This window comes from Bradyrhizobium sp. ISRA464 (assembly GCF_029910095.1).
GTDB lineage: Bacteria > Pseudomonadota > Alphaproteobacteria > Rhizobiales > Xanthobacteraceae > Bradyrhizobium.
In genome coordinates this window covers 6,862,625-6,887,789 of record NZ_CP094526.1, presented here as the reverse complement: position 1 = coordinate 6,887,789, position 25,165 = coordinate 6,862,625, and the positions used below count along the sequence as shown (strand labels likewise).

At 60.1% G+C, this 25,165-nt stretch carries 16 protein-coding genes; 15 read left to right on the top strand and 1 reads right to left on the bottom strand.

Annotation, left to right across the window (positions count from 1 at the left end; translation table 11 throughout):
- Positions 1 to 140: 140 nt before the first annotated feature.
- The 8 genes from MTX19_RS31980 (at position 141) to ald (ending at position 8,921) form a co-directional block, all read left to right on the top strand.
- Positions 141 to 1,238, top strand: coding sequence for a nickel-dependent hydrogenase large subunit (locus MTX19_RS31980; protein ID WP_280973477.1), 1,098 nt, complete (start codon positions 141 to 143; stop codon positions 1,236 to 1,238).
- Positions 1,231 to 1,572 (top strand): hydrogenase maturation nickel metallochaperone HypA, encoded by a 342-nt coding sequence (gene hypA, locus MTX19_RS31975; protein ID WP_280973476.1) that lies wholly within the window; start codon positions 1,231 to 1,233, stop codon positions 1,570 to 1,572. The genes MTX19_RS31980 and hypA overlap by 8 nt, the downstream gene beginning before the upstream one ends.
- Entirely contained in the window at positions 1,572 to 2,531 is a 960-nt protein-coding gene (gene hypB / locus MTX19_RS31970; protein WP_280973474.1) for a hydrogenase nickel incorporation protein HypB, read from the top strand. The genes hypA and hypB overlap by 1 nt, the downstream gene beginning before the upstream one ends.
- Positions 2,528 to 4,786, top strand: a complete 2,259-nt coding sequence (hypF, locus tag MTX19_RS31965) for a carbamoyltransferase HypF (RefSeq protein WP_280980802.1) — start codon at positions 2,528 to 2,530, stop codon at positions 4,784 to 4,786. The genes hypB and hypF overlap by 4 nt, the downstream gene beginning before the upstream one ends.
- Positions 4,787 to 4,835: 49 nt before the next feature.
- Positions 4,836 to 5,024, top strand: a complete 189-nt coding sequence (locus MTX19_RS31960; protein ID WP_348638232.1) for a HypC/HybG/HupF family hydrogenase formation chaperone — start codon at positions 4,836 to 4,838, stop codon at positions 5,022 to 5,024.
- Positions 5,021 to 6,169, top strand: coding sequence for a hydrogenase formation protein HypD (gene hypD, locus MTX19_RS31955; protein ID WP_280980801.1), 1,149 nt, complete (start codon positions 5,021 to 5,023; stop codon positions 6,167 to 6,169). Before MTX19_RS31960 ends, hypD begins: the two co-directional genes overlap by 4 nt.
- The gene (hypE, locus tag MTX19_RS31950) at positions 6,166 to 7,206 is read left to right on the top strand and encodes a hydrogenase expression/formation protein HypE (protein WP_280980800.1); all 1,041 of its coding nucleotides are present in this window, start codon (positions 6,166 to 6,168) and stop codon (positions 7,204 to 7,206) included. The genes hypD and hypE overlap by 4 nt, the downstream gene beginning before the upstream one ends.
- A 602-nt stretch (positions 7,207 to 7,808) precedes the next feature.
- The gene (ald, locus tag MTX19_RS31945) at positions 7,809 to 8,921 is read left to right on the top strand and encodes an alanine dehydrogenase (protein WP_280973467.1); all 1,113 of its coding nucleotides are present in this window, start codon (positions 7,809 to 7,811) and stop codon (positions 8,919 to 8,921) included.
- Positions 8,922 to 9,600: 679 nt separating this feature from the next.
- Here ald and MTX19_RS31940 read toward each other — a convergent pair.
- Positions 9,601 to 11,790: a hypothetical protein gene (locus tag MTX19_RS31940; protein ID WP_280973465.1), complete on the bottom strand. Its 2,190-nt coding sequence runs from the start codon at positions 11,788 to 11,790 to the stop codon at positions 9,601 to 9,603.
- A gap of 822 nt (positions 11,791 to 12,612) precedes the next feature.
- On the opposite strand from MTX19_RS31940, the gene MTX19_RS31935 reads away from it, so the two are divergent.
- From MTX19_RS31935 to nifD, 7 genes are all read left to right on the top strand, one after another.
- The gene (locus MTX19_RS31935; protein WP_280985640.1) at positions 12,613 to 17,088 is read left to right on the top strand and encodes a Ulp1 family isopeptidase; all 4,476 of its coding nucleotides are present in this window, start codon (positions 12,613 to 12,615) and stop codon (positions 17,086 to 17,088) included.
- A gap of 788 nt (positions 17,089 to 17,876) precedes the next feature.
- Positions 17,877 to 18,071: a 4Fe-4S binding protein gene (locus MTX19_RS31930; protein WP_280973463.1), complete on the top strand. Its 195-nt coding sequence runs from the start codon at positions 17,877 to 17,879 to the stop codon at positions 18,069 to 18,071.
- Positions 18,072 to 18,260: 189 nt separating this feature from the next.
- On the top strand, positions 18,261 to 19,757 hold the full coding sequence (gene sufB / locus MTX19_RS31925) for a Fe-S cluster assembly protein SufB (protein ID WP_280973461.1): 1,497 nt from the start codon (positions 18,261 to 18,263) through the stop codon (positions 19,755 to 19,757).
- Between the two features lie 68 nt (positions 19,758 to 19,825).
- Positions 19,826 to 20,578 (top strand): Fe-S cluster assembly ATPase SufC, encoded by a 753-nt coding sequence (gene sufC, locus MTX19_RS31920; protein ID WP_280973460.1) that lies wholly within the window; start codon positions 19,826 to 19,828, stop codon positions 20,576 to 20,578.
- Between the two features lie 19 nt (positions 20,579 to 20,597).
- Positions 20,598 to 21,920: a Fe-S cluster assembly protein SufD gene (gene sufD / locus MTX19_RS31915; protein ID WP_280978238.1), complete on the top strand. Its 1,323-nt coding sequence runs from the start codon at positions 20,598 to 20,600 to the stop codon at positions 21,918 to 21,920.
- A gap of 2 nt (positions 21,921 to 21,922) precedes the next feature.
- A complete protein-coding gene (locus MTX19_RS31910; RefSeq protein WP_280978237.1) occupies positions 21,923 to 23,164 on the top strand; it encodes a cysteine desulfurase in 1,242 nt (413 codons plus the stop codon).
- 452 nt (positions 23,165 to 23,616) lie between these two features.
- Complete coding sequence (gene nifD / locus MTX19_RS31905) at positions 23,617 to 25,119, top strand: nitrogenase molybdenum-iron protein alpha chain (protein WP_280973459.1); 1,503 nt, start codon at positions 23,617 to 23,619, stop codon at positions 25,117 to 25,119.
- The last annotated feature ends 46 nt before the right edge of the window (positions 25,120 to 25,165 follow it).

Sequence of the window (25,165 nt, the reverse complement as noted above, 5' to 3'; positions counted from 1 at the left end):
GGTCGCGACCTGGTGGTCCTTGATTGCACCTTGAGCATGCAAGCGTTCGGCCTTGGCGGGCGGCGTCGGCATAATGCGACGCAGATGAGATCGATCGGTCGTCGGCACAGCTTGACCGGGGGACGGACGGAGCGGCATCCGTGAGCGCTGCAGCCCGCAACCAGATCGATATCACCCTATCGCTATCGGGCGACACAATTGCCGCCGTCGAGGTCCTGCCGCGGGGTCGGCTCGAGCTGGCCCCGCTATTTTCCGGCAAACCGACCGTGTCGTTACTCAACGCGCTGCCGCGGCTATTTTCGTTATGCGCCATAGCGCATCAGGTGGCGTTCCTGTCCGCGGTCGAAGCGGCGCGTGGCGAGGACATCAATCTGGCGACCCGGCAGCATCGCATTGTCCTTGTCGTTGCCGAGCGGCTGGCGGAATTGCTGCGTGGGCTGTTTGTTGGGCATCTGGCGCTTGATTTCGCAAGTATGGCAGCGATCCGGGCCCTGATGCAGGATGCTTCCGTGCTCGTCGGCAGCGCCGCGGCGGGCTCCGACGCCTTCCGACGCGAGGCAACAGGCAGAGTTGCGGACAAATTGGCCGCGTTCGGCCTATCGAATGAAGGCGGCGCGCTGATGCCGGGTAGCCCGCTCGCGCGTCGCATCGCGGAGCTCGACAAGCTCGCATTAAAGCCTATGCCAACGCAGCACTCCTTCCTGTCCGTCGCCGACGACCGGACCATCGTCGAAGGGGCGTTCGTAAGTGATGCAGGATTCTTCGGTTGCACTGGTCGACAGGTGTATATGCCCGAAACAGGCCCATGGGCACGGCACGTGACCCGTAATGGACTCTCACCAAGTCGGTCTGGGCCGGCCGAGCGGATGAAAGCGAGGATCGATGAAATCGCCCAATTGTGTGCCTGGCTCAAGGCGGGCGCACATGACGAGGCCGCAGCGGATGGAACCGTCGAAAGTTACAGGCTGGGGCCGGGCCGCGGCGCGGCCGCAGTCGAATGCGCCAGGGGACGCCTCTATCATAAGATTGAGCTTGATCGTTACGGAAAGATCTCGCGCTTCGAATTCCTCGCACCGACTGAATGGAATTTCCACCCTCGCGGACCACTTGTCCGCAGCCTGCAGGGCGCGGTGCTGACGGCGGAACGGCATGGACAGGCGGCGGTTCGCGCCATGATTGCCTCGTTCGATCCTTGCGTCGCCTTCACTGTCAGTTTCGGCAGTACTTGCGATGCATGAAATGGCGCTTTGCGTGGACCTCATGGAGATCGTCGAGGACGAGGCGCGTCGGCGATCGGTCTCGAATGTAAGGACCATATGTCTTGAGCTCGGGGCATTGAGCGGTGTCGCTCCTGAAGCGATGAAGTTCTGTTTCCCGGTCGTTGCAGCACGGACGGTCGCCGACGGCGCGGTTCTCGAGATCGTCGAGTCACCCGGGCTTGCCTGGTGCATGGCGTGTTCGACGAGCGTCGAGATCGCGCAGCGCGGCGCACCGTGCCCTTGCTGCGGCAGCTATCAACTGCAGGTGACAGCGGGCGAACAGATGCGCCTGAGGGAGTTGGAGATCGACTGATGTGTATCGAATGCGGTTGCGGCGAAAGAGCGCCGACCACAGAATCCGGCCGATACCCCCGAGCCACGGCGGATCACCATCATCATGCGCATAGTCATTATGACGTGGAGCGCGACCATGTGCATGGCAGCCAAGACGAGCATCGTTGTCATCGCCGTCGTTCTCGAGACAGCCACGTTTGCCGACATGATCATGGTGCTCGGCAGGCTCATGGCGGGCAGCGGCGAGCAGATTGCAGTCCTGAAGCAGCAGATTTGACTCTCGCGCGCACAAGCGGCGAGCGAGTCATTCAGATCGAACGCGATATTCTGGCCAAGAACGATAGGATTGCGGCCGAGAACCGCGCGCGCTTCCTGACCGATGGTCTACTCGTATTCAATCTCGTCTCCAGCCCTGGTGCAGGTAAAACCTCACTGCTCGTCCGCGCGCTCGCGGAGCTCAAGCGGACGCATCTGGTTGGCGTGATCGAGGGCGACCAGCAGACGTCGAACGACGCCGAACGCATTCGCGCGACCGGCGTGCCCGCGATTCAAATCAATACCGGCAAGGGTTGTCATCTCGATGCTGAGATGGTCCGCCGCGCATATCGCCGCTTGCCGCCGCTCAAGCATGGTATTCTCTTCATCGAGAATGTCGGCAACCTGGTTTGTCCTGCGGCGTTCGATCTCGGCGAAGCCTGCAAGATCGTGATCTTCTCGACACCGGAGGGTGAAGACAAGCCGCTCAAGTATCCCGATATGTTTGCCGCATCGTCGCTGATGGTGATCAACAAGGTCGATCTGGAGCCGATGGTCGATTTTGACCGGCAACAGGCCACCGAATATGTGAGACGGATCAATCCAAAGATCGAAGTGATGAGTGTTTCGGCACGTAGCGGCGAAGGTGTTGCCGACCTCTGCGCCTGGATCCGGCGGCAGGCCGCGCATGGGCGCGATCTGGCCGAGGGCACGGCACGATGAGCGCGAATGGCAACGCGATCGGGCACCGAACGCGGCTGCGCGTGCGCATTAGCGGCGCCGTGCAGGGAGTTGGCTTTCGTCCGTACGTCTATCGTCTCGCCATCCGTTTCGGATTGTCAGGATTTGTTGCCAACGATTCCAAGGGCGTCATCGTCGAGATCGAAGGGGATCGTACATCGGAATTTGTCGCCGCATTGCCGCTTGAGAGGCCTTCATTGGCGCGCATCGATCACATCGCTATTGAAGGGATCGGCGCCCTTGCGACGAAAGACTTTTCGATCCGCAGCAGCGAGCTGGGCAAACCTGCGACGCGGATCGTGGCTGACGCTGCGACCTGTCGGCAATGTCTTGATGAATTGTTCAACCCGGCCAGCCGTCATTACCTCTATCCCTTCATCAATTGCTCGCACTGTGGCCCGCGCTACACCATCACTGAACGGCTGCCGTACGATCGCCGCAACACCACGATGAAGTCCTTTGCGCTGTGCGACAGCTGCGCGGCCGAATATGCCGATCCGGCAAGCCGTAGATTTTATGCGGAGGGGATCGCGTGTCCGAGATGCGGTCCTCAGCTCAGCCACGGGGTCGACACCATTGCAGCGGCCATCGCCGGCGGCCAAGTCGTGGCGATCAAGGGAATCGGAGGGTATCAGCTGATCTGCGACGCACGCAACCATGAGGTCGTGCAGCTTTTGCGCAGGAGGAAGCGGCGTGACCAGAAGCCGTTCGCGGTCATGGTCGGTTCCGCGGGACAGGTCGGTGAGATTGCCGACGCGAATGCGGCCGAACTTGCGCTGCTCGAATCCGTGTCCCGCCCGGTCGTTCTCCTGCCGTCGCGTAACAGTCTTGCGCCCGCAATAGCTCCGGGGCTGTCGCGTATTGGCGTCATGCTCCCGGTGGCTCCATTGCATCACCTGATCTTCCATGCGCTTCGTTCAGCAGTTCATGGGGAAAAATCTTCAGTCATCGTCAGCACCAGTGCCAATCTTGGCGGCGAACCGCTTCTGATTGATAATTCCGAGGCGTTGCAGCGCCTTGTGGGCATCGCAGATTTCATCGTGACCCACGATCGCGATATCCTGACGCGCGCCGATGATTCGGTCGTCCGGGTGGTGGCAGGACGACGCCAATTCATTCGTCGCGCCCGCGGCTACGTTCCGGACTCAATCCGCCTGGCGAGGTCGGTGCCGCCCATTCTTGCCGTCGGCGGTGCGCTAAAGTCGACAGTCACCATTACGCGAGGCGACGAAGCATTCGTTTCCCAGCATCTCGGCGATCTCGACACGAGCGAAGGCATCCGTTCTTTCGAAGAGACGATCCGGCACCTCACAACGACCCTTGACGTCAGGCCCGTTGTCATTGCCCATGATTTGCATCCCGACATGGCGTCGACCCGCTTTGCCGAAGCAAGCGGCTGCGCGCTGGTCGCCGTCCAGCATCATCACGCGCATGCCGCTGCTGTCATTGCAGAGCATGGCCTTACGGAGCCCGCGCTCGCCCTGCTGCTCGATGGCCACGGTTATGGCTCTGACGGTAGCAATTGGGGTGGCGAGCTATTGCTGTGCGAAGGCGCGAAATTTCGACGCATTGGACACCTTGCGCCCCTGCAAATGCCCGGCGGAGATCGTGCGGTCCGCGAGCCCTGGCGCATGGCGAGCGCTATATGTCATTCATTGGGGCGGGGACGCGAAATCAAACGTCGGTTTGCGGCACAGCCACAGGCCGAGCGTCTGCAATCATTGCTCGAACGACCCGGCGGCGTCACCACGACCAGCGCCGGGCGGCTGTTCGATGCCGCAGCAGCGCTTTTGGGCGTCGTGCCGTTGCAGAGCTACGAGGGCGAAGCTGCGATGAAGCTCGAGGCACATGTGCAGCGGCCGGCGGTGCTAGAGGGTGGCTGGATGATCGATGACGGCGTGCTGTCGCTTCGCCCGCTGTTTGCGCGCCTGATTGCAGACGACATTGACGCCGAGGAAGGAGCTGGCTTGTTTCATGGCACGTTTGCTGCCGCCTGCGTTGACTGGGTCGTGCGAGCTGCGCGGACGACCGGCATCGCCACCGTCGTGCTGAGCGGTGGCTGTTTCATGAATGCGGTGCTTGCGAACGAAATCGAGTACCGTTGCGTTGCGGCTGGCCTCACTCCGCTGGTCGCTCAGCAGGTTCCGCCCAATGACGGAGGCCTGAGCCTCGGGCAGGCCTGGATCGCTGCTCTGCAGATTGCCGAACGGTCGTCAGCCGTGGGAGGAATAGTCTGAAATGTGTCTCTCGGTACCTGCGGAGATCGCGCAAATTCTTCCAGACGACATGGCCATCGTCTCCGTCGATGGTGTCAGCATGGAAATATCAACCGCACTCATCGCCGATCCGGGTGTTGGAGACTACGTCCTCGTCCATGTCGGTTACGCCCTGGCCAGAATAGACGCGGCCGAAGCCAAGCGCACGCTGGAGCTGCTGCAGGACGTGGGTTCTGAGGGCCGGGAATTGCGGCCATGAAATATGTCGTTGAATTTCGCAATAAGACGATCGCGCAGGGGCTCGCCGGTGCGATTGGCGCCGAAGCCGATTTACGACCGGCCTACCGCTTCATGGAGTTCTGCGGCGGACATACGCATGCGATCTCCCGCTATGGCCTCGAGGATCTGCTGCCGGCAAATATCCGGTTGATCCACGGACCGGGGTGTCCCGTCTGTGTTCTCCCCGCCAGCCGGATCGACATGGCGATTAGGCTTGCGGACCGGACAGAGGTCACTGTGTGTGTTTACGGAGACCTGATGCGTGCCCCTGGCTCGCAAGGACAGTCCTTGTTACGGGCCAAGGCGCTCGGCGCTGACATTCGGATGGTCTACTCGACCCTTGATGCAATCCGGATTGCCGAACAGATGCCGAAACGCGAGGTGGTCTTCTTTGCCATCGGATTTGAGACCACGACACCGGCGACGGCGGTGATGGTTCGGCTTGCCAGGAAGAAGCGATTGAAGAATCTCAGCGTGTTCTGCAATCACGTGCTTACGCCTTCGGCGATGCACAGCATTCTGAAGAACCGCAACGCCCACGATATCGGTCGGGTCGAAATTCACGGCTTCGTCGGGCCCGCACATGTCAGCACCATCATCGGTACGGAGCCCTACGAATCCCTGGCGGAAGAGTTCGGCAAGCCAATCGTGATCGCGGGATTTGAACCGCTCGACGTGATGCAGGCGATCCTGATGCTGGTCCGGCAGGTGAACCAAGGCCGTCATGAGGTCGAGAACCAATACAGCCGCGCGGTGAAGCGCGAAGGCAACCGGCGGGCCAAGGAAGAAGTGCTCGATATTTTCGAACTTCGAGACCCGTTCGAATGGCGCGGCCTCGGGCTCGTACCCAATAGTGGGCTGAAGCTGAAGCAGGCTTACGCCCAATTCGATGCCGAAGTGCGGTTCTCGATGCACGAACTGCACGTCGCCGACAATCCGGTATGCGAGTGCTGCGCTATTCTGCGCGGCATGAAGAGGCCGGTTGACTGCAAGCTATTCGGAACCGCCTGCACGCCCGAAACCCCGATCGGGGCGTGCATGGTTTCGTCCGAAGGCGCCTGCGCGGCATATTGGACATACGGTCGTCTTCGCGACTATCAACCAAAGCGCGTATCACGAGAATGAACACCTATCACCGCAAGCTTGATATCAAGAATGGATGCGTCAACCTTTCCCATGGCTCGGGAGGACGCGCCATGGGGCAGCTGATCTCTAGCCTGTTTCACGAGGCCTTCGGCAATGAATGGCTCGACCGCTGCAACGATCAGTCGGCCTTTGATGTCAGCACCGGCCGGATGGTCATGACGACCGACGGCTATGTGGTTTCACCGCTGTTCTTTCCGGGGGGCAATATCGGCTCTCTTGCGGTGCACGGCACCATCAATGACGTCGCGATGGCCGGCGCGCGTCCGCTCTATCTGTCGGCAAGTTTCATCATCGAGGAGGGGTTCCGCCTCTCTGACCTAAAGATGATTGCAGATTCGATGGGTGAGGCGGCGCGCGGCGCCGGCGTTTCCATCATCACGGGCGACACCAAAGTCGTCGAACGCGGCAAAGCGGATGGCCTGTTCATCACCACGACCGGGCTCGGTCGTCTCTCCGATGGACTTGATCTCTCCGCCGAAAAGGCAAGGGTGGGCGACCGTGTGCTGGTCTCGGGCTGTCTCGGCGAGCATGGTGTGGCGATCATGTCGAGACGCCAGAACCTCGCTTTTCAGACTGAGATCGTCTCGGATTCCGTGGCATTGCATGGCCTCGTGGCCGTCATGGTTGCTGCCGGCGGCAATGGTATCCGGGTCATGCGCGATCCGACGCGCGGTGGCCTGGCCGCAGCGCTCAACGAAATTGCTCATCAATCGAGGCTTGGATTCCGTCTGCAAGAGGAGGCCATTCCGCTGAAGCCAGCGGTTGCGGCCGCGTGCGAGCTCCTTGGACTTGATCCGCTCCATGTCGCCAACGAAGGCAAACTCGTTGCCATCGTGGCGCCCGACGTCGCCCGTTCCGTGCTTGCCGCGATGAAGGCGCATCCGCTTGGTTGCGATGCAGCTGATATTGGCGAGGCCATAGCTGACGATCATCGGTTCGTGCAGCTGTCGACCAGCTTTGGCGGCGGACGAATCATCGATTGGCTCTCCGGCGAACAATTGCCTCGCATATGCTGAGCAGTCGTCGTACGCATTTGGTGGCAAGGGCAGCCGCTCGTCAGCAACCGCTCCCCGGACACGTGCTCCCAGCGAATGTTTTCGGCGTCCCGCGCAAGTCCATAGTCGTGGTCCACCCATGTCGCACCGTCGAGAACGAGCCCCGCCGGCTCCTCATCACGCAGCGAGATGCAAAGCGCTCAACCCGTCTGGCCCTCGCCTGGCTTTGGAGTATCAAACCGTCTCCATGTCCAGGAGGTGACGTGCTGGCACGCTCTAAGATCGCTGTCGCCTGCTCAAGACGTTCAGCTTCTGCTGAGACCCAATTTGATGCGGCATCGGGGGCGGTTATGGGATGCGACCCGTTCATTGGCACTTGCCAGTGCGCGAGGACGCACCTTCGGAATCATCGAAACGAAGCGCCGCTTCTGTGCGAAAAGGCGCGCGACCGCGCTGGTCCGAAGCTTCGCAAAAGCTATCAGATTCGATTTGGTCGGCGTCCATTCGTTGAATCCTGCGCATCTGGACAAAAATCGCTGAAATCCTGCGCCATTTGCGCGGCTGCCTCACAATATCGCGGTGCTGTTCCGATTAGAAAAGCCGTCCAAGCGAGGAGATTGCAAATGAAGATCGGGGTCCCCAAGGAAATCAAGGCCCACGAATATCGTGTGGGATTGACCCCCGGCGCTGTCCGCGAATATGTGGCCGCCGGCCACAGTGTGGCGGTCGAGCGCGATGCCGGTGCTGGTATTGGTGCTACAGATGACAATTATCGCAAGGCTGGCGCCACGATTTTGGATTCCGCGCGTGAGGTATTCGCGTCGAGCGAGATGATCGTAAAGGTCAAGGAACCTCAGCCGTCCGAGTGGACGCAACTGCGAGAGAACCAGATCCTCTTCACGTACCTGCATCTGGCGCCAGATCCAGAGCAGGCCAATGGTCTTCTAAAGTCTGGGTGCACCGCTATCGCTTATGAGACCGTGACTGATACGCATGGCGGCTTGCCGTTGCTCGCGCCGATGAGCGAAGTCGCCGGCCGCCTCGCGATTGAAGCGGCTGGCAGCGCCCTGAGGCGATATGCAGGCGGACGCGGGCTGTTGATTGGTGGTGTGCCGGGCGTTCCGCCGGCCCGGATCGTGGTGATTGGGGGTGGCGTTGTTGGGACCCATGCGGCTCGCATGGCGGTTGGTTTAGGTGCCGAAGTCACCATTATTGACCGTTCAATCCCCCGGCTGCGCGAGCTGGATGAGCTCTTCGGGGGACGCGTTCGGACGAGGTTCTCGACGATCGACAGCGTCGAAGAAGAGGTATTGGCGGCGGATGTGGTCGTCGGCGCGGTGCTCATTCCCGGGGCCAGCGCGCCGAAACTGGTCAGCCGCAGCATGTTGGGTTCGATGCGCAAAGGCGCGGTGATCGTCGATGTCGCTATCGATCAGGGCGGCTGCTTTGAGACGTCACACCCAACCACCCACGCCGATCCAACTTACGAGGTCAATGGCGTCATTCACTATTGTGTGGCCAATATGCCTGGAGCCGTTCCACTGACCTCGAGCCAGGCGCTGAATAACGCGACGCTGCCATTTGGGTTGGCCCTCGCCAACAACGGTTTCGCAGCCGTGCTCGAAAATCCGCATCTTCGCGCAGGCCTCAATGTTTATCGGGGTCGGCTTACCTACAAGGCTGTAGCCGAAAGTCTCGGCTTGCCATTCTCACCGATCGAACAGGCTGCTGCCTGATCCCAGAGGCCCCATGGCGGGCGTTTCCTCCCTGACTTGGGCCACTCCTTTGGAGTGGCCTTTTTTTAGCCGTCGTCTTGGTCGCACCTTGTGGCGCGAGAGATTGGCGGGGTTCGCAGTTTCTTGAAAGAATCGGCTCGTGGCCATGTTTGACCATGTCCTCAAGTCGGACGTGGCGACGGGCCGCTTGGATGTGGTCGCGGAGACAGGACGAGGCCATGGTTCTCGAGGGATGACCAGACCCTGCCGGTCGAGGAGATGCCGGTACTGGGCGCGCGACGTTTGCGACGTTGCCTGGCGACACGGGTTGAACCGCAACAAGCGTTCACCTGGCGACGCGGGGCCTGCCAACGGCGGACAGCGCAGATTGACGGGCCGCGGCTTTTGCCGACCGTGCTAGACGAGCCGGCGCCAGCCGTAGGCCAAGATCGCAAGGCGCAGCAGTGCACGGTCAAGCCGGATTTCGGGTCTCGAGATTGAGGTCGACGGCATCACGATTCGGGTCGGTGGCGGTTCCGCCGCGGCAAGCATTGATGCCATTGTCCATGCGCTGAAGGCGCCCCGGTGATCGGGCCGTCCGGAGCCCAGCAAAGTCTTGATACTGCGATGGCGGGCTCGACTGACTGATGCTTTGCGCCGGCAAATCCGCGGAGCATCCACTGCGAATGGTTCGTTGGACTCATTCGTCGATTGGCGACTGGCGAGGTAGACGATCCACTTCCAACTGCGCAGGTTCATCGTCAAGCAATCGCAGAAGCTCTCCTTGAGGGAACTGCTCTGGATTGAAAGTAAGCTCTTCTGGATCGACGAAGAACGGCTGGGCAGGGGGATTGTCGCGTCGTCCGTGAAGCTCGTCATACAAGTCCTTTTCCAGTCGTAGAAGCTCATCTGATGGGACGGACACTGACGACGGAATGGAGTGATCATCCAGATGATCCAGCACTCGCTGAAGCTCCCCTTGCGAAATCTGCTCCGGATTGAACGCGACGTGCCCCTGGATGACAGCCGACGGTGCGGGTTGATCATCCCGTGGATCCTGGAGCTCATCTGCTTGCGCGGATTCATTATCGAGTAGTCGCCGAAGTTCTCCCGCAGGGAGCTGCTCTGGATTGAAAGCAAGCTCCTCTGGATCGACGAGGAACGGCTGGGCAGCGGGATTATCCCATTGTCCGTGAAGCTCGTCATGCAAGTCCGCTACCAGTCGCGGAAGCTCGTCTGGTCGGACGGAGACTGCTGACGGCGTGGGTTGATCATCGAGATGGTTCAGCACTCGCCGATGCTCTCCCTGAGAAGTCTGCTCTGGATCGAACGCGACGTGCCCGTGGGTGATGGCCGACGGGGCCGGCTGATCATCTCGTGGTTCCTGAGATTCCACTGGCCGACCGCCAGCTTCGCGCGATGCACTGTGCGCGGCGGTGGCGGCGTCGTCGACGCGCCTCGGTTCCATCGGGACCGCGTTCTCAGCGGCCACATTCAGGGCGTGAAGATTGAGCTTGGCGCGAGAACGGCCTGGGCGTACGACGGGCGCCACCCCGCCCGTCGATCGAAACGTCCGAAGATGCTCCAATGCCTTAAGGAGTCTCGCGTTATTACTCTTTCCGCTAAACTCCTGTACGTCAGCGCCATCGCTCAGCGACTTACTGTCGAGCCGCGCAATAATGCTCGGTTTGTTTTTTGCGAAGAGCCAACGGCTAAAGCCAAGAAGAGAGGTTACACAGCTCTTCGCCGCGGGGGCGGTCATTCCGGCCTTGATGAGGGCCTCCTCGAGCCTCAGGATGACGGGAAGATCCTCGGAATAAAGAGGCCGCTTGTCCCACTGTTCCCGTATAACGATCCCCGTTGGTTGAGCCAGCTGCCGCGCCGAGGCCGCCGTCATTGCTCCAGCACCGCGATCTGAATTGGCGATCTCGCCTACCTGTCGCTCAATGGCAACGCTTTGCGAATCGTTTGAGGTCCTCGGCCTCTTCGCTGGCCTCAACTCAGCTGTATCATGCTCATGGCTGATGATGACCTCCTCGCCTGGCAGGAGGTTTGTCCTGAAAGGTGCACCCATCGGCTCGTGCGGGGACTGCTGGTCGCTAGATGCGTCTACCGCTGGGGGGATCGTGCGCGGCCGCTCGCGGGAAACTAAATGGCCGGAATCATGATACGCACGAAGGATGCCTAACCCTGTCTTCATGCCTACGTCTTTCGAGAAGTGAGTGTTGACGTGATCGACCAGGGACTGGTGATCCCCTAGATCAATCATTTGGCCACGAGCGCGCAGATCATTCCCTAATCGACGAAGTGCCTGAGTATAAAGCCTAACCGTGTTCGGTTGTGGGTTCTTCTGAGCCGCATATCGAGCAATCGCCCTATCGATAAGGACCCGGTCTTCTGTAGACAGATGGGGATAATGGTCGCGGTCAGGGTACCGACGCGCGACGGGAGCGGGATGGCCATGATATGCACGAAGGACGCTCACCCCTACCTTCATGGCTTCGTTTTTCGAAAAGTAGGTGTTGACGTGATCGACCAGGGACTGGTGGTCCCCTAGATCAGTTGTTCGGCCGCGAGCGCGCAGATCATTTCCCAATCGCCGAAGCGCCTGAGTATAAAGCCTAACCGTGTTCGGTTGTGGGTTTTTCTGAGCCGCATATTGCCTAACCGCGCTATCGATAAGGTTCCAGTCTTCTGTAGACAGATGGGGATAGCGGTCACGGTCGGAGCCCCCACTGGCGATGGGAGTGGTATCGGCTTGGCTTGCCTCGGCCAAGTGCTGCTCAAAGCCCTCTTGCCCGGCCTGGCCCGCCCGTGGCTCCTCCGAGACGGCGTGCTGCACCTGCGACCAAGCCGGTACATCAAATGGATCAGAATTGTACGGGTCCACGCTAGTCTCACATCCAAATAATCAATAGAGCTGGTCCTTACTATGGATGAGCTTTCGAGAAGCTGACGAGGCCGTCGCTCGCGAAGCAATGCATCGCCACATCGCAAAAACAAGTCTGCGGCGCGGCACTCAATGGCCGCGGAGCGTTGTTTGCGTTTCAAGCCCCGTCTTGCCTCTCTCTACGTACTGCGGAATCCTCTCAAACAGGTCCTTCACGTACGAGAGCGGGAAGTTCGGGTCACGTGTCCTGCGCTGCAATCAGGATTGCCGCGCAGCATTCTGCCCGTCAGGTTCTCGACAGCTATCCCTCCTAGGGAGAAGTGTAAGTCTGTCCAGCCGGCGGAAGTGGATCGTAAATGAGAAACATCGGAGCGCTCCATTCTCGGGGTGCTTGGTGCGGCAAGTTGGGACCGTAATCACGGTTTGCTGGGTCCGACGTCAGGAACGCACTCTGAGCTGAACCCTCAAATGCCGGCGACGTCTCGCTCTAATCCAGGCGCATACGATCAGCGCTTTCCGGCGCTTCATCTTCGAAAGTGGGTACAGATGAACTTCGTCTCAATGAATCGGGGGCGTCAACAGACGGATAGCGTGGACACGCAAGATGTCGCTCCGGCCGACTCGTCGGCAGAGGGACCCGCCTTTCAGCGGCAGCTGAGCGAAGTCGCTGTCCCGTCCACTCGCGTGCTCACGCAGGTCCGCGCCCATCAAGCGGATGCATCGCGATCTGAGGCGCGGCCCGTCACGCGGGCAAGTGGGCGCCCATATACGCCGGCTCCGCACGGCGAAGGCAGTGGAACGACGCTGAATGCTGCGCCGCTCATGGAGCTGGACCGTATCGTGGATGGCACAGTCCAGCACAGCGCTTCGCATGGAGCTGTCGGCTGGCCAGAGGTTCTCCTTGCAGAAGGTCACGATCAGGACCAGCTTTGGGGGATCATGGACGAACCCCGCCCTTCGTTATCTCTGGAGCCAACCGAGCGCCGTCAGCCACCTGATGCACAAGCGAGCTTTCATCAGGTGAATTGGCAGCACAACCACCACAGCGCTGCGGACCGGCTGATGGGTGCGTCAGGCAGGAACAACTTCCTGTCAGACGAGGAGATCCTCGACGATGAGCATGAATCAGGCAATTCGAGAGCGAAGCGAGGCGCTGCCATTGAGCGGCAGCCGAATGAAATCGGCAATTTGCGGAGTCGCCTGCGAACGCAGTCCTGGGCCCATGAGGTTAGTGCATCATCATTGGACGCGCAGGCCATGATGGTGGCCAGTGGGCACGAAGACATCCCAGCACTGCATGCCGAAGAGGACGGGGCGATGCTGGGCGCCTCAGCGCTGCAGACCGGTCAGTCCAATGGGGTGGTGGTAGGTCGCAGCGAGGAGCCGCTTTATGCCAAAGATGCGTTCCTTATTTCCGGGCTTAAGGAGGCGCTCCTCAGGGGTGGCGCTGCCGAGAGCACCGCTACGAGCAACATCGGGTTTCTGCTCGGTTTGGGCCGCTGGCTATTTGCGAACGACAAGCCTAGCATTGCTGATCGGCTTCATGACGAGTCCATGGACGAAGATGTCGAGGAGTTCATAGCAAGACGTGGCACGGTGAACGTCCGTTGGGCACTAGCTCATCTGCGGACCTCTCAGTCGACGGGAGGAGTCGCGCCGATCGCGGCACGCCCTGACCTGACTCCCTATCCCGAGGACAGGACTCTCATCAAAGAGTACAAACAACGAGCAGCGTCGGCCGGAACTTCGAGTACCGCCCAAACCTATGCAACTCTTCTCACGGATTTCAGCCACCACCTGCGTGCAAACAACCTGCCGGGCATTGCTGCTCGGCTTCTCGACGAGACATGGAATGAAGACGAATCACTAAATGAAGAGATCAAGCGCTACAAGGACGCCGGTGGTCACAGAAGTATCGGCGCGGCACTTGATCATCTCCGTGAGGGAGCGAGAAAACCCAACGTTGCTCCTCTTTATTCCGAAGACGCGCTCTTGGTTTCCGGCCTTCAAGGCGCACTCGTTGAGGCAGGGTACAAGAAGATCACCGCTACGGCGAATTATGTTCGTCCTCTTCGCAGGTTCGGCCGGTGGCTCTTTGCAAACAAGAAGCCGGGAATAGCTGCTCGTCTTCACGACAAGTCGCTGGACAGCGACGCTGAGATATTCGACAAAAGTCGAAGGCGGCTCGTTCTTACCGCACTAGATCGTCTCCGGGCCTCCCAGTCGGCAGGCGGAGTCGCGTCAATCACTGACCGGGCAGGGGGGAGTGAGGCCGCGACTAAGCAGGGCGGGTCGCAGCCAGCGTTCAGCTGGCCAGCGGCACTGTCTGAGGGGGACGATCAGGATTTATTTTTTGGGACGGTCGACCAAGCCGGTGCATTGTCCTGTCTTCAGCCGCCGCGACATGGCCTGGCATTGGACCCTGCAGAATCCCTTCTTCCCTCGAACGGGCGCCACCATGATCACGAGCCGACGGATGAACGTCACACGAGCACCGTCGTGCCTGGCGAGCAGGTTCTCATGAGCGATGAGCCTGATGTCGGGAACTTGAGATCAGCGAAGAGAAAGAAGACGCTAAGCGGTCCGCAGGGCGCCGCTGTTGAGCAGCAGGTGATGCGGCCGCCATCCCACCAACTGGAGGCGTCACCATCGCAGAGGCAGGCTCGGATGCCATGGCGTGCGCACGAATACGCCCCGCCGGCACATCCAGTCGCGAGGCATGTCGGAGACATGGCTTGGCAGCACAACCCATTGGGTGACGCCGTGAGGCCATTGGTCTTCTCGAAAGGGCACGCTCAGAATAAGCTTCCGGTAGTGCTGGAAGGCGGCCCATCATGGTCCGCCTTAGTCCCGCTGGCGCGGCCCCGGGAGTCGGAACAAGTCGGATCGCAGGAACCCGCCAGGTCTACCTCAACCGGGGCACTGCAGATGCCACTCGAACTTGATTGGAGCAAGTGGCCGAGCTCGGAAACTCCGCCCTCCTTGCCTGTCCCAGCTCAGCTTCCGTCCAGGTCGTACCACTTGCATGATGATGCCATCGTTCCGAGCACGCCCAACACGTTTGCGTCCGAAAGCCTGCGGGCGCCGGACCAGCCGATCGCCGAGCAAATGCCAGCCGAAGACGCGGAGCTCTTGGCGAAGTTTCGTTTAGACGCCGAGCGGCGCAAGCTCACACCAGGGGCGATCGGTAACAGCGTTTCCGGACTTGGGGTGTTCATTCGATTTCTCCACGCGATTAATAAGGGACCTTTAGCTTCCCGGTTGCGAGGCGGTTCATCACTGGACGAAGAGATTTCGGTATACAAGAGCCTGGGGCGAGACTCTCGGAACAGCATTAAATCGACTTTGAATGTTCTCCGGCGGCTCTTGCGTGGGGGCGAAGAGGCCGAAGCCGTCGAACCCCGTGTCCTTGGTCGGCCCCGTCAACTGATCCCTCATCCCGAAGACGCCCCGCTCATCGAGGCCGCGCTCTGCCAAAGCTTGAACGATCTTAGAACCCCGACTACGAAGCTGAGGCAGGCTGCGCAGCAACGGGCTAGACGTCTTCGTGCGCTGAGTGCATGGCTTAAAAAAAATGGCAGGGGAACCATAACTGGGAGACTTAACGGCTCTAGTGAGGAGCAGTTAAAGCTGGACAACGATGTATTTGCGTTCCAACGGACTGGAGCCAGAATTCACGGCCCAGATTTGTCGTATCTTCGCAACTACTTAAAACTCATCGAGGCGAACCGAGAGCTGGGGCTGCAAGTCCGCGAGCAGCCGAGCTCGCAGGGCGCTCGGCAGTCCGGCTCGGCGCAGGAGCTTCCTCCGACGCCAGCCACCCCGAGCGTGGGAGCTTGGGCTTGGTTGGGGGAGCAGATGCAAGAACCAGCATCACCATCAACTGCCAGTGCCCCGTCACGGACCTACGGCGGTCTTGATCCATTTATTGATCTGAATGCGCCGACGCCGTCCGAGTTGCGCGACGATACTCACTTTGCGCCAGCGCCCTCTGCCGGGCCTCGCTCAGACACCTATGGCGGTCTTGAGTCATTAGTTGATCTGAATGCGCCGACACCGTCCGAACTGCGCGACGATGCTCACTTTGCGTCAGCGCCCTCTGCCAGGCCTCGCTCAGACACCTATGGCGGTCTTGAGTCATTTGTTGATCTGAATGCGCCGACGCCGTCCGAACTGCGCGACGATGCTCACTTTGGGCCAGCGCATCTTGCCAGGGCTCGTTCAGACACCTATGGTGGTCTTGAGCCATTTGTTGATCTGAATGCGCCGACGCCGTCCGAAGTGCGCGACGATGCTCACTTTGCGCCGGTGCATCTTGCCGTGGCTCGCTCAGACACTTACGGCGGTCTTGAGTCATTTGTTGATCTGAATGCGCCGACGCCGTCCGAGTTGCGCGACGATGCTCACTTTGCGCCGGCGCCCTCTGCCAGAGCTCGCTCAGACACTTACGGCGGCCTTGAGCCATTTGTTGATCTGAATACGCCGACGGCGTCCGACTTGCACGACGATGCTCACTTTGGGCCAGCGCACCCCGTCAGGGCTCGCTCAGACACCTACGCCGGCCTTGAGTCATTTATTGATCTGGATGCGCCTACGCCGCAGGAGCTGCGTCGTGATGACGCTCATCATGCGCCGTTCCCGCGCACATCCGCCGATGCTCAGATCGGAGCTTTGGATCCGACAACCTCCTCTCACGGCCGAAGCGGAGTAGAGCTCGGCGCCACCGAATGGCTGGGCGACGAGCATATTCAAAGGGATTACGAGCTCCTGGCGCAGGAGTTGCAGATGGACCATCCGGAGCTCGCCGCTCGGACGCAGTTCGTGGATCCCCTCATAGCCCACTATCAACTGCGATTCGGCACCGCGAGCGACATGCACCGCGCAATCCGGCGCATCGTCTACGATCCGAATGGAAATGATACCGCCGACTTCGTGTTCCTGCCCGTGAACGATGCTACGGCTCCCAATCGCCGCGGCAACCATTGGTCGCTGCTGCTCCTTGATCGCCGCACGCGAGGAGAGCCGGTTGCCTATCACTACGACTCTGTCCGGCGACACAACGACGAGGCGGCAGAGCAGCTCGCACGACGGCTGCGCGCCCGCCTGGCGTCACCCGGCATGGCCCAGCAGCGGAATAGCTATGATTGCGGCCTCTTTTTGGTGGACGGCACGCGGGCGCTGGTTCGACGATTGGCCCAAGGAGAGCAGCCAAGGCACGAGCCGATGCACCTTGACGACCTCGTCATCAACCGGCAGTCGCTCCAGGACCGACTTCGATCTCATCCTGGCTTGGGCTGATGGAACTGGGTGGAGCGGCTCTCCCGGACACTAGACCGTGGGCCTCGCCTGAGCGAGCGGATCAGGGCAACGTCTCGCAGCGCTGTTAGATCAGGCCGGTCCAGCGGGCGAGATGCGCGATCTTTGGATCGTTGGAAAGCTAGCGAGAAACATGCGCGCATCAAGGTGAGCAGGGACTCAGGAGTTCCACGCTCGGTCCCAAGTGACGCAGCAATCCGGCCAAGTGGATCGTACTGACTTTGAGAATTGCGGTAGTCCCAGACAAGCCCTGAGACGCGCGATCGGCGGCGGGCCTTGGCTACGCACCATCCGGGACGCGTTTGCCCGCTGCCATCGCCGCCAATCTGCTGATACCGTGCAGACGCGGATCAGACGAACTGTCATTGCGCCGGTCCTCGATCGTGCCGCCATAGCCGAAATCGCGCCGCGGCTGCCGCACTTCCGATATCGAAAACCTATCCATTGCGGTTTGGGGCGACTCCGGGCGCTTGAGCGTATCCGGGACGCGCGACTGAAGACAGGTGATCGCAACCGCGATACAAAGACGTTGTATCGGAGCAGGCGAACCCAGCTCACCTGCACGGGTTAATCGGCGCCAGCTTGTATGGGCCGAAAAGGTATGGCCTCGAAGCAATCGTTTACGGTTACGATTGTAGAACTTGCGACACATTGTCGAGGCCGCAACATGCGCGCAACGCATCTCAACCGAGATACATGAACGCCAGAAGTTTGGCACAATCCTTGAAGGGAAGTTGCGGTCCATATTGGCTGATCAAGGATTCGGAGTGATGGCTTACAAGATAATCGCCTCTCAGTGCACCGCGTGCGGAGCATGCGAGTTCGAATGTCCCAACGCCGCAATCAGTCTCAAGAACGACATGTACGTCATCAATCCGAAGAAATGCACCCAATGCGAGGGGCGTTTCGAGGCGCCGCAATGCGCCGTTGTATGCCCGGTGCCCGGCACCTGCGTACCAGCATAAAGGAGCGGTCGATGAGTGGCTCCGCAGCGCGCAGCGAATGTGAGAGGTTTGTCGGCGGCTATCACCTTTCCGGTCGATGGCCTGGTTGCGCCCGCTGCGCCCGAGAAGGCTGTGATCTCTGCGATCAGGCGCGCGCCGCAGCACTCGCCGGAATAGCCTAGCATCATCCTTACGTGGTTGGAGCGAACAATGGTAGCTGTAGAAGAGACGGTCGAGCGCGTCCGGCGCATCGACGTCGACCAGTATCGATATGGGTTTGAGACGCTGATCGAGTCCGACAAGGCTCCCAAGGGGCTGTCGGAAGACACCGTCCGATTTATCTCCGCGAAAAAGGACGAGCCGGCCTGGATGCTGGAATGGCGCCTGGAGGCGTTTCGCCGCTGGCTGACTATGACGGAGCCGACCTGGGCCCGTGTCAATTATCCGAAGATCGATTATCAGGACATCTACTATTACGCGGCGCCGAAGCCGAAGAAGGCGCTGTCCTCGATCGAGGAGATCGATCCCGAAATTCTCAAGACCTACGAGAAGCTCGGCATCCCGCTTCGTGAGGTCGCGATTCTGGAGGGCGTCGAACCTGCGCCCGGCGGCGAGCCGTCGGCCAGCCGCAAGATCGCAGTCGATGCCGTGTTCGATTCGGTTTCCGTTGCCACCACCTTCAAGGCGGAGCTGAAGAAGGCCGGCGTGATTTTCATGCCGATCTCGGAGGCGATCCGCGAGCACCCGGAGCTGGTGCAGAAATATCTCGGCAGCGTGGTGCCGACCTCCGACAACTTCTTCGCGAGGCTCAACTCGGCGGTGTTCTCCGACGGCTCGTTCGTCTACGTGCCGCCGGGCGTGCGCTGCCCGATGGAGCTGTCGACCTATTTCCGCATCAACGAGCGCAACACCGGCCAGTTCGAGCGTACGCTGATCATCGCCGACAAGGGCTCCTACGTCTCCTATCTCGAAGGCTGCACCGCGCCGCAGCGCGACGAGAACCAGTTGCATGCCGCCGTGGTCGAGCTCGTCGCGCTCGATGACGCCGAGATCAAGTATTCGACGGTGCAGAACTGGTATCCGGGCAATTCGGAAGGCAAGGGCGGCATCTACAATTTCGTCACCAAGCGTGGCGACTGCCGCGGCAAGCATTCGAAGATCTCCTGGACCCAGGTCGAGACCGGATCGGCGATTACCTGGAAATATCCGAGCTGCATCCTGCGCGGCGACAATTCGAGCGGCGAGTTCTACTCGATCGCGATCTCGAACGGCTTCCAGCAGGTCGACTCCGGCACCAAGATGCTTCACCTCGGCAAGAACACCTCGAGCCGGATCATCTCCAAGGGCATCGCGGCCGGCAAATCGCAGAACACCTATCGCGGCCTGGTCAGCGCCAACCGCAAGGCCACCGGCGCGCGCAACTATACCGCCTGCGACTCGCTTTTGATCGGCGACAAGTGCGGCGCGCACACCATGCCCTATATCGAGGCCAAGAATTCGTTGACGACGTTCGAGCACGAGGCGACCACCTCGAAGATCTCCGAGGACGTGCTGTTCTACTGCATCCAGCGCGGACTCTCGCAGGAAGAAGCCATCGGCCTGGTCGTCAACGGCTTCGTGAAGGGCGTACTTCAAAAGCTGCCCATGGAGTTCGCGGTGGAAGCGCAGAAGCTGATCTCGATCTCGCTCGAAGGGGCCGTCGGATAGTTGCATGTGCCGCGAGCATGCCAAATGCAGCTCGCCCTATGGAATGCTGTATTGCGGGATGAGCTAGTATGCCATTACTCGAAATCCGAGATCTGCATGTTCGTGTCGAGGACCGCGAAATACTTCGAGGGCTCGACCTTTTGGTCAATGCCGGCGAGGTGCACGCGATCATGGGGCCGAACGGCTCCGGCAAGTCGACGCTCTCCCACGTCATCGCCGGCAAGCCGGGTTACGAGGTGACGGACGGACAGATTCTGTTTCGGGGCGAAGATCTCCTGGCGATGCAGCCGAACGAGCGTGCGGCGAAGGGCGTGTTCCTGGCGTTCCAATATCCGCTCGAGATTCCTGGGGTCGCCACCATGAACTTCCTGCGCACGGCGTTCAATGCCCAGCGCAAAGCGCGCGGCCAAGAGGAGTTCTCTACGCCGGCCTTTCTGAAGAGGGTTCGCCAGGTCGCCAAGTCGCTGAGCATCCCGCAGAGCGCGCTGAAGCGCGGCGTCAATGTCGGCTTCTCCGGCGGAGAGAAGAAGCGCAACGAGATCTTGCAGATGGCACTGTTCGAGCCGAGTCTATGCATATTGGATGAGATAGATTCCGGCCTCGATATCGACGCGATGCGGGTCGTGGCCGCCGGAATCAACGCGCTTCGTTCGCCGGACCGCGCGATCGTCATCATCACCCACTATCAGCGGCTTCTGAACCACGTCGTGCCGGATACCGTGCACGTGATGGCGAGAGGGCGCGTGAAGAAGAGCGGCGATAAGCACCTCGCGATCGAGCTTGAGGCCTCCGGATACGCCCGATACGGGGACGCGGCTTGAGGCCTCGATGGATTTTCAGATGAGTCCGGTTCCGGCTGAAACTGGTGCCGGCTGCACAGTGGAGAACGTGTTCGCTGCAGCGCGCGCACGGCTGCCGGGTGCGGGCCCTGTCCTCGATATCCGCACGAGGGCATTTGAGATTTACGAGCGTGCGGGCCTGCCACGCCGCCGCATCGAGAACCGGAAATACACTGATCCGCGCATGCTGATGCGCGATGTGCTCCCACTCGCCGCGCATCCCGATGCGGCTGCATTGGCGCGGGCGAGAGACGCGGTCCAGCAAGCGGCAATCGAGCGGGCGGCCAAGCTGGTTCTGGTTGACGGCGCCTTCGCGCCTGGACTATCTGATCTCGCCGAGCTCGAAAGTGGCATCGAGCTACGGACGCTGCGCGAAGTTCTGGAGAGCGCGGCCGCAGACGCCATGGCCGGCCTGGTGCTGTCGACGAGGGACGATCCGGTTATTTCGCTCAATACAGCGATGGTGACCGACGGCCTGGTGATGACCGTCGCTGCAGGCAGCGCGTTGAACCGTCCGATCCAGATCATTCACGTCGCAACCGGATCATCGGCATCCAGCTTTACGCGCTCATATCTGCACCTTGGAAACCGCGCGCATGTGGCCCTGGTGGAAAGCTTTGTCACGGCCGAAGGCGCGTCTGGCTACCAGGCCAACGATCTGATGATTGCTTTGCTTGGTGATGAGGCGGTCCTATCGCACCTTCGCGTGGCAGCAGATGCGGCCGATGCCGTGAACATCTCGTCCGGGATCACTGCGGTCGGTGCCAACGCGAAACTCAATTTGTTCAATATGACCGACAGTGGCGCCCTCAGTCGCTATCAAGCATTCATTACGCTGGCGGGCGAAGGAACAGAGCTCTCTGCCAACGGCGTCAACTTGATCAAAAACGAGCAATATGCGGACGCAACGCTCGTCGTCGATCACGCCGCGCCGCATTGCAGGAGCCAGGAGAAGTTCCGCACCGTCGTCAACGATCACGCTCGCTCGGTGTTCCGGGGACGTATCATTGTTCGTCCAGGGGCACGCAGGACTGACGGCAAGCTGACCGCGAGAGCGCTGCTCCTGTCTGACCAGGCCGAGGCTGATCTCAAGCCAGAACTCGAAATCATGGCCGATGACGTTACCTGCGGCCACGGCGCGACACTAGGGACGCTGGACCGGAATCTCCTATTTTATCTGCGCGCTCGTGGTCTGTCCGAATTCGATGCGCAGACGCTGCTGATTGAGGCATTTGTGGGCGAAGCCGTGGAGGAGATCGATAATGACAGCCTGCGCAATTATGCGGTCGGGCAGATCCAGCGCTGGCTGGAGGCGCGGCGATGAGCATGCATCCAGCGGTTAGCTCTGGCGCATATGACGTCGACCGACTGCGTCGCGAGTTTCCCGCGCTGGCCATGATGGTCCATGGCAAGCCATTGGTTTATCTCGATAACGCCGCATCTGCGCAAAAGCCGCAGGCAGTGCTCGACCGCATGATGCAGGCCTACTCCAGCGAATGTGCCAACGTCCATCGCGGATTGCACTATCTCGCCAACGCCGCAACAGAGGCCTATGAGGGCGCGCGTGCCAAGGTGGCAAAGTTCTTAAACGCGCGTCGAACCGAAGAGATTGTCTTTACCCGCAGCGCCACAGAGGCGATCAATCTGGTTGCCCAGAGCTTCGGGCGTGAGCATATCACCCCGGGCGACGAGATCGTCCTCTCGATCATGGAGCACCATGCCAACATCGTGCCCTGGCATTTTCTGAGAGAGCGCCTCGGCGCGGTCATCAAATGGGCGCCAGTGGACGACGATGGTAACTTTCTCCTCGACCAATTCGAAGCGCTTCTGACCGACCGTACCAAGATGGTCGCGGTCACGCAGATGTCTAACGTGCTCGGCACCGTCGTGCCGGTAAAAGAGGTGGTGAGGATCGCACGCGCTCGTGACATTCCCGTGTTGATCGATGGCTCGCAAGGGTGCGTCCATCTAGATGTCGATGTCTGCGACATTGATTGCGATTTCTACGTCATGACCGGTCACAAACTGTATGGTCCCACCGGCATCGGTGTGCTTTACGGAAAATATGCGCATCTCGCCTCGATGCCGCCCTTCAACGGCGGTGGCGAGATGATGCGTGAAGTCTCCCGTGACGGCGTCACTTACGGCGACCCCCCACATAGGTTCGAGGCCGGCACGCCGCCTATCGTCGAGGCGATCGGGCTTGGCGCAGCGACGGACTACATCAATTCGATCGGCAAGGCACAGATCCGCGGGCACGAGCGGTCACTCCTCGCTTATGCGCAGGAGAAGCTGCGGAGCATCAACTCCTTGCGCATCATCGGAACGGCGGCAGAGAAGGGCGCGATCATCTCCTTTGATATGAAAGCCGCGCATGCGCATGATTTTGCCACCCTTATCGATCGCGACGGGGTCGCAGTGCGTGCCGGAGCCCATTGCGCGATGCCGCTGCTCAAGCGCTTTGGCCTGCTTGCAACGTGCCGCGCATCCTTCGGTCTTTATAACACGCATGAAGAGATTGATGTGCTCGCGGGTGCGCTTGTCAAGGCCCAGAAGCTTTTCTCGTAAGGGGGGTAGACCTGCCACGATTTCAGTGGCTGGGCTGCTGACGCGATTGAGTTCACGCCTGCGAGGTGGACAGGTGCAAATGTGCAATTGCGCCGGGTAATGAGCTATGCACGACTGGCCCGAGCGACGATGGATCGTCGTGGCGGCGTCGACAGGACCGACGCCTCTCGGCACTCGGGCATCGTCCAGGTACCCGCAATCCTCGACGGGCTTGTAGCGAATTTAAGACGTCGCCCGGCTGCTGTTGCCGTGTTTCGAACGGAACCAAACGAGGATCTCTCGAGACAGGGAGCGATGTCGGATTCGCAACAATCCTCCACCTCCATCGCAGAAGGAGCGCTAACTGACTGCAAACGCGTCAATTGTGATGCTTACACCGAGCTGGCACGCTGGTTGCAAAAGCTTTGGCCGAAGGCCGGAATCGTAACAGCAAACATCTGAAGGACATCAGCATGAGTCTCGCCACGACCCAGAGCATCGCAGAAATCAGGGCGCGAAACAAAGAGCTGATCGCCGAGGTGCTGAAAGTCTATCCGGAGAAGACCGCGAAACGGCGCGCGAAGCACCTTAACGTTCACGAGAGCGGCAAGTCGGACTGCGGGGTCAAATCCAACATCAAATCCATACCCGGCGTGATGACGATCCGCGGCTGTGCTTACGCGGGCTCCAAGGGCGTCGTCTGGGGGCCGATCAAGGACATGGTGCATATCAGCCACGGTCCGGTCGGCTGTGGCCAGTATTCGTGGGGTTCGCGGCGCAATTATTACGTCGGCACGACGGGCGTCGATACGTTCGTGACCTTGCAATTCACTTCCGACTTCCAGGAAAAGGATATCGTGTTTGGCGGCGATAAGAAGCTCGTCAAAGTCATGGATGAGATAGAGGAGCTGTTCCCGCTCAACAACGGCATGACCATCCAGTCGGAATGTCCGATCGGGTTGATCGGGGACGATATCGAAGCGGTCTCCAGAAATAAGTCCAAGGAATATGGCGGCAAGACGATTGTGCCGGTTCGCTGCGAGGGGTTCCGCGGCGTGTCGCAATCGCTTGGCCACCACATCGCCAACGACGCGGTGCGTGATTGGATATTCGACAAGAGCGGATCGAAAGGCGAACCGAAGTTCGAATCGACGCCTTACGATGTCGCGATCATCGGCGACTACAATATCGGCGGCGATGCCTGGTCATCTCGAATTCTGCTCGAGGAAATGGGCCTGCGCGTGATCGCACAGTGGTCGGGCGACGGGTCGTTGGCGGAGCTCGAGGCTACGCCGAAGGCAAAGCTCAACATTCTGCATTGCTACCGTTCAATGAACTACATCTCGCGTCACATGGAAGAGAAGTTCGGTATTCCCTGGTGCGAGTACAACTTCTTTGGCCCTTCAAAAATTGTAGAATCCCTGCGCAAGATCGCGAGCTACTTCGACGATAAGATCAAGGAGGGTGCCGAGCGGGTGATTGAAAAATACCAGCCGCTGGTGGATGCCGTGATCGCTAAGTATCGCCCGCGCTTGGAAGGCAAGACCGTGATGCTGTTCGTCGGCGGGCTGCGTCCACGTCATGTGATCGGTGCATATGAGGATCTCGGCATGGAGGTCGTCGGCACTGGATACGAGTTCGGTCACAATGACGACTATCAGCGCACCGCCCAGCACTATGTGAAGGACAGCACGCTCATCTACGACGACGTCAATGGCTACGAGTTCGAGCGCTTTGTCGAAAGGATACAGCCCGATCTCGTCGGATCGGGCATCAAGGAAAAATACGTGTTCCAGAAGATGGGTGTGCCGTTCAGGCAGATGCATTCCTGGGACTACTCGGGGCCTTATCATGGCTATGACGGGTTTGCGATCTTCGCGCGCGACATGGACATGGCCGTCAACTCTCCGATCTGGAAGAAGATGAAGGCGCCCTGGAAAGATGTTCCGAGCCGCAATCTGATGGCTGCTGAGTGACGGAACAGATCTCCGCTCTCCGCCGGGAGCTGAGCGACATCAATCA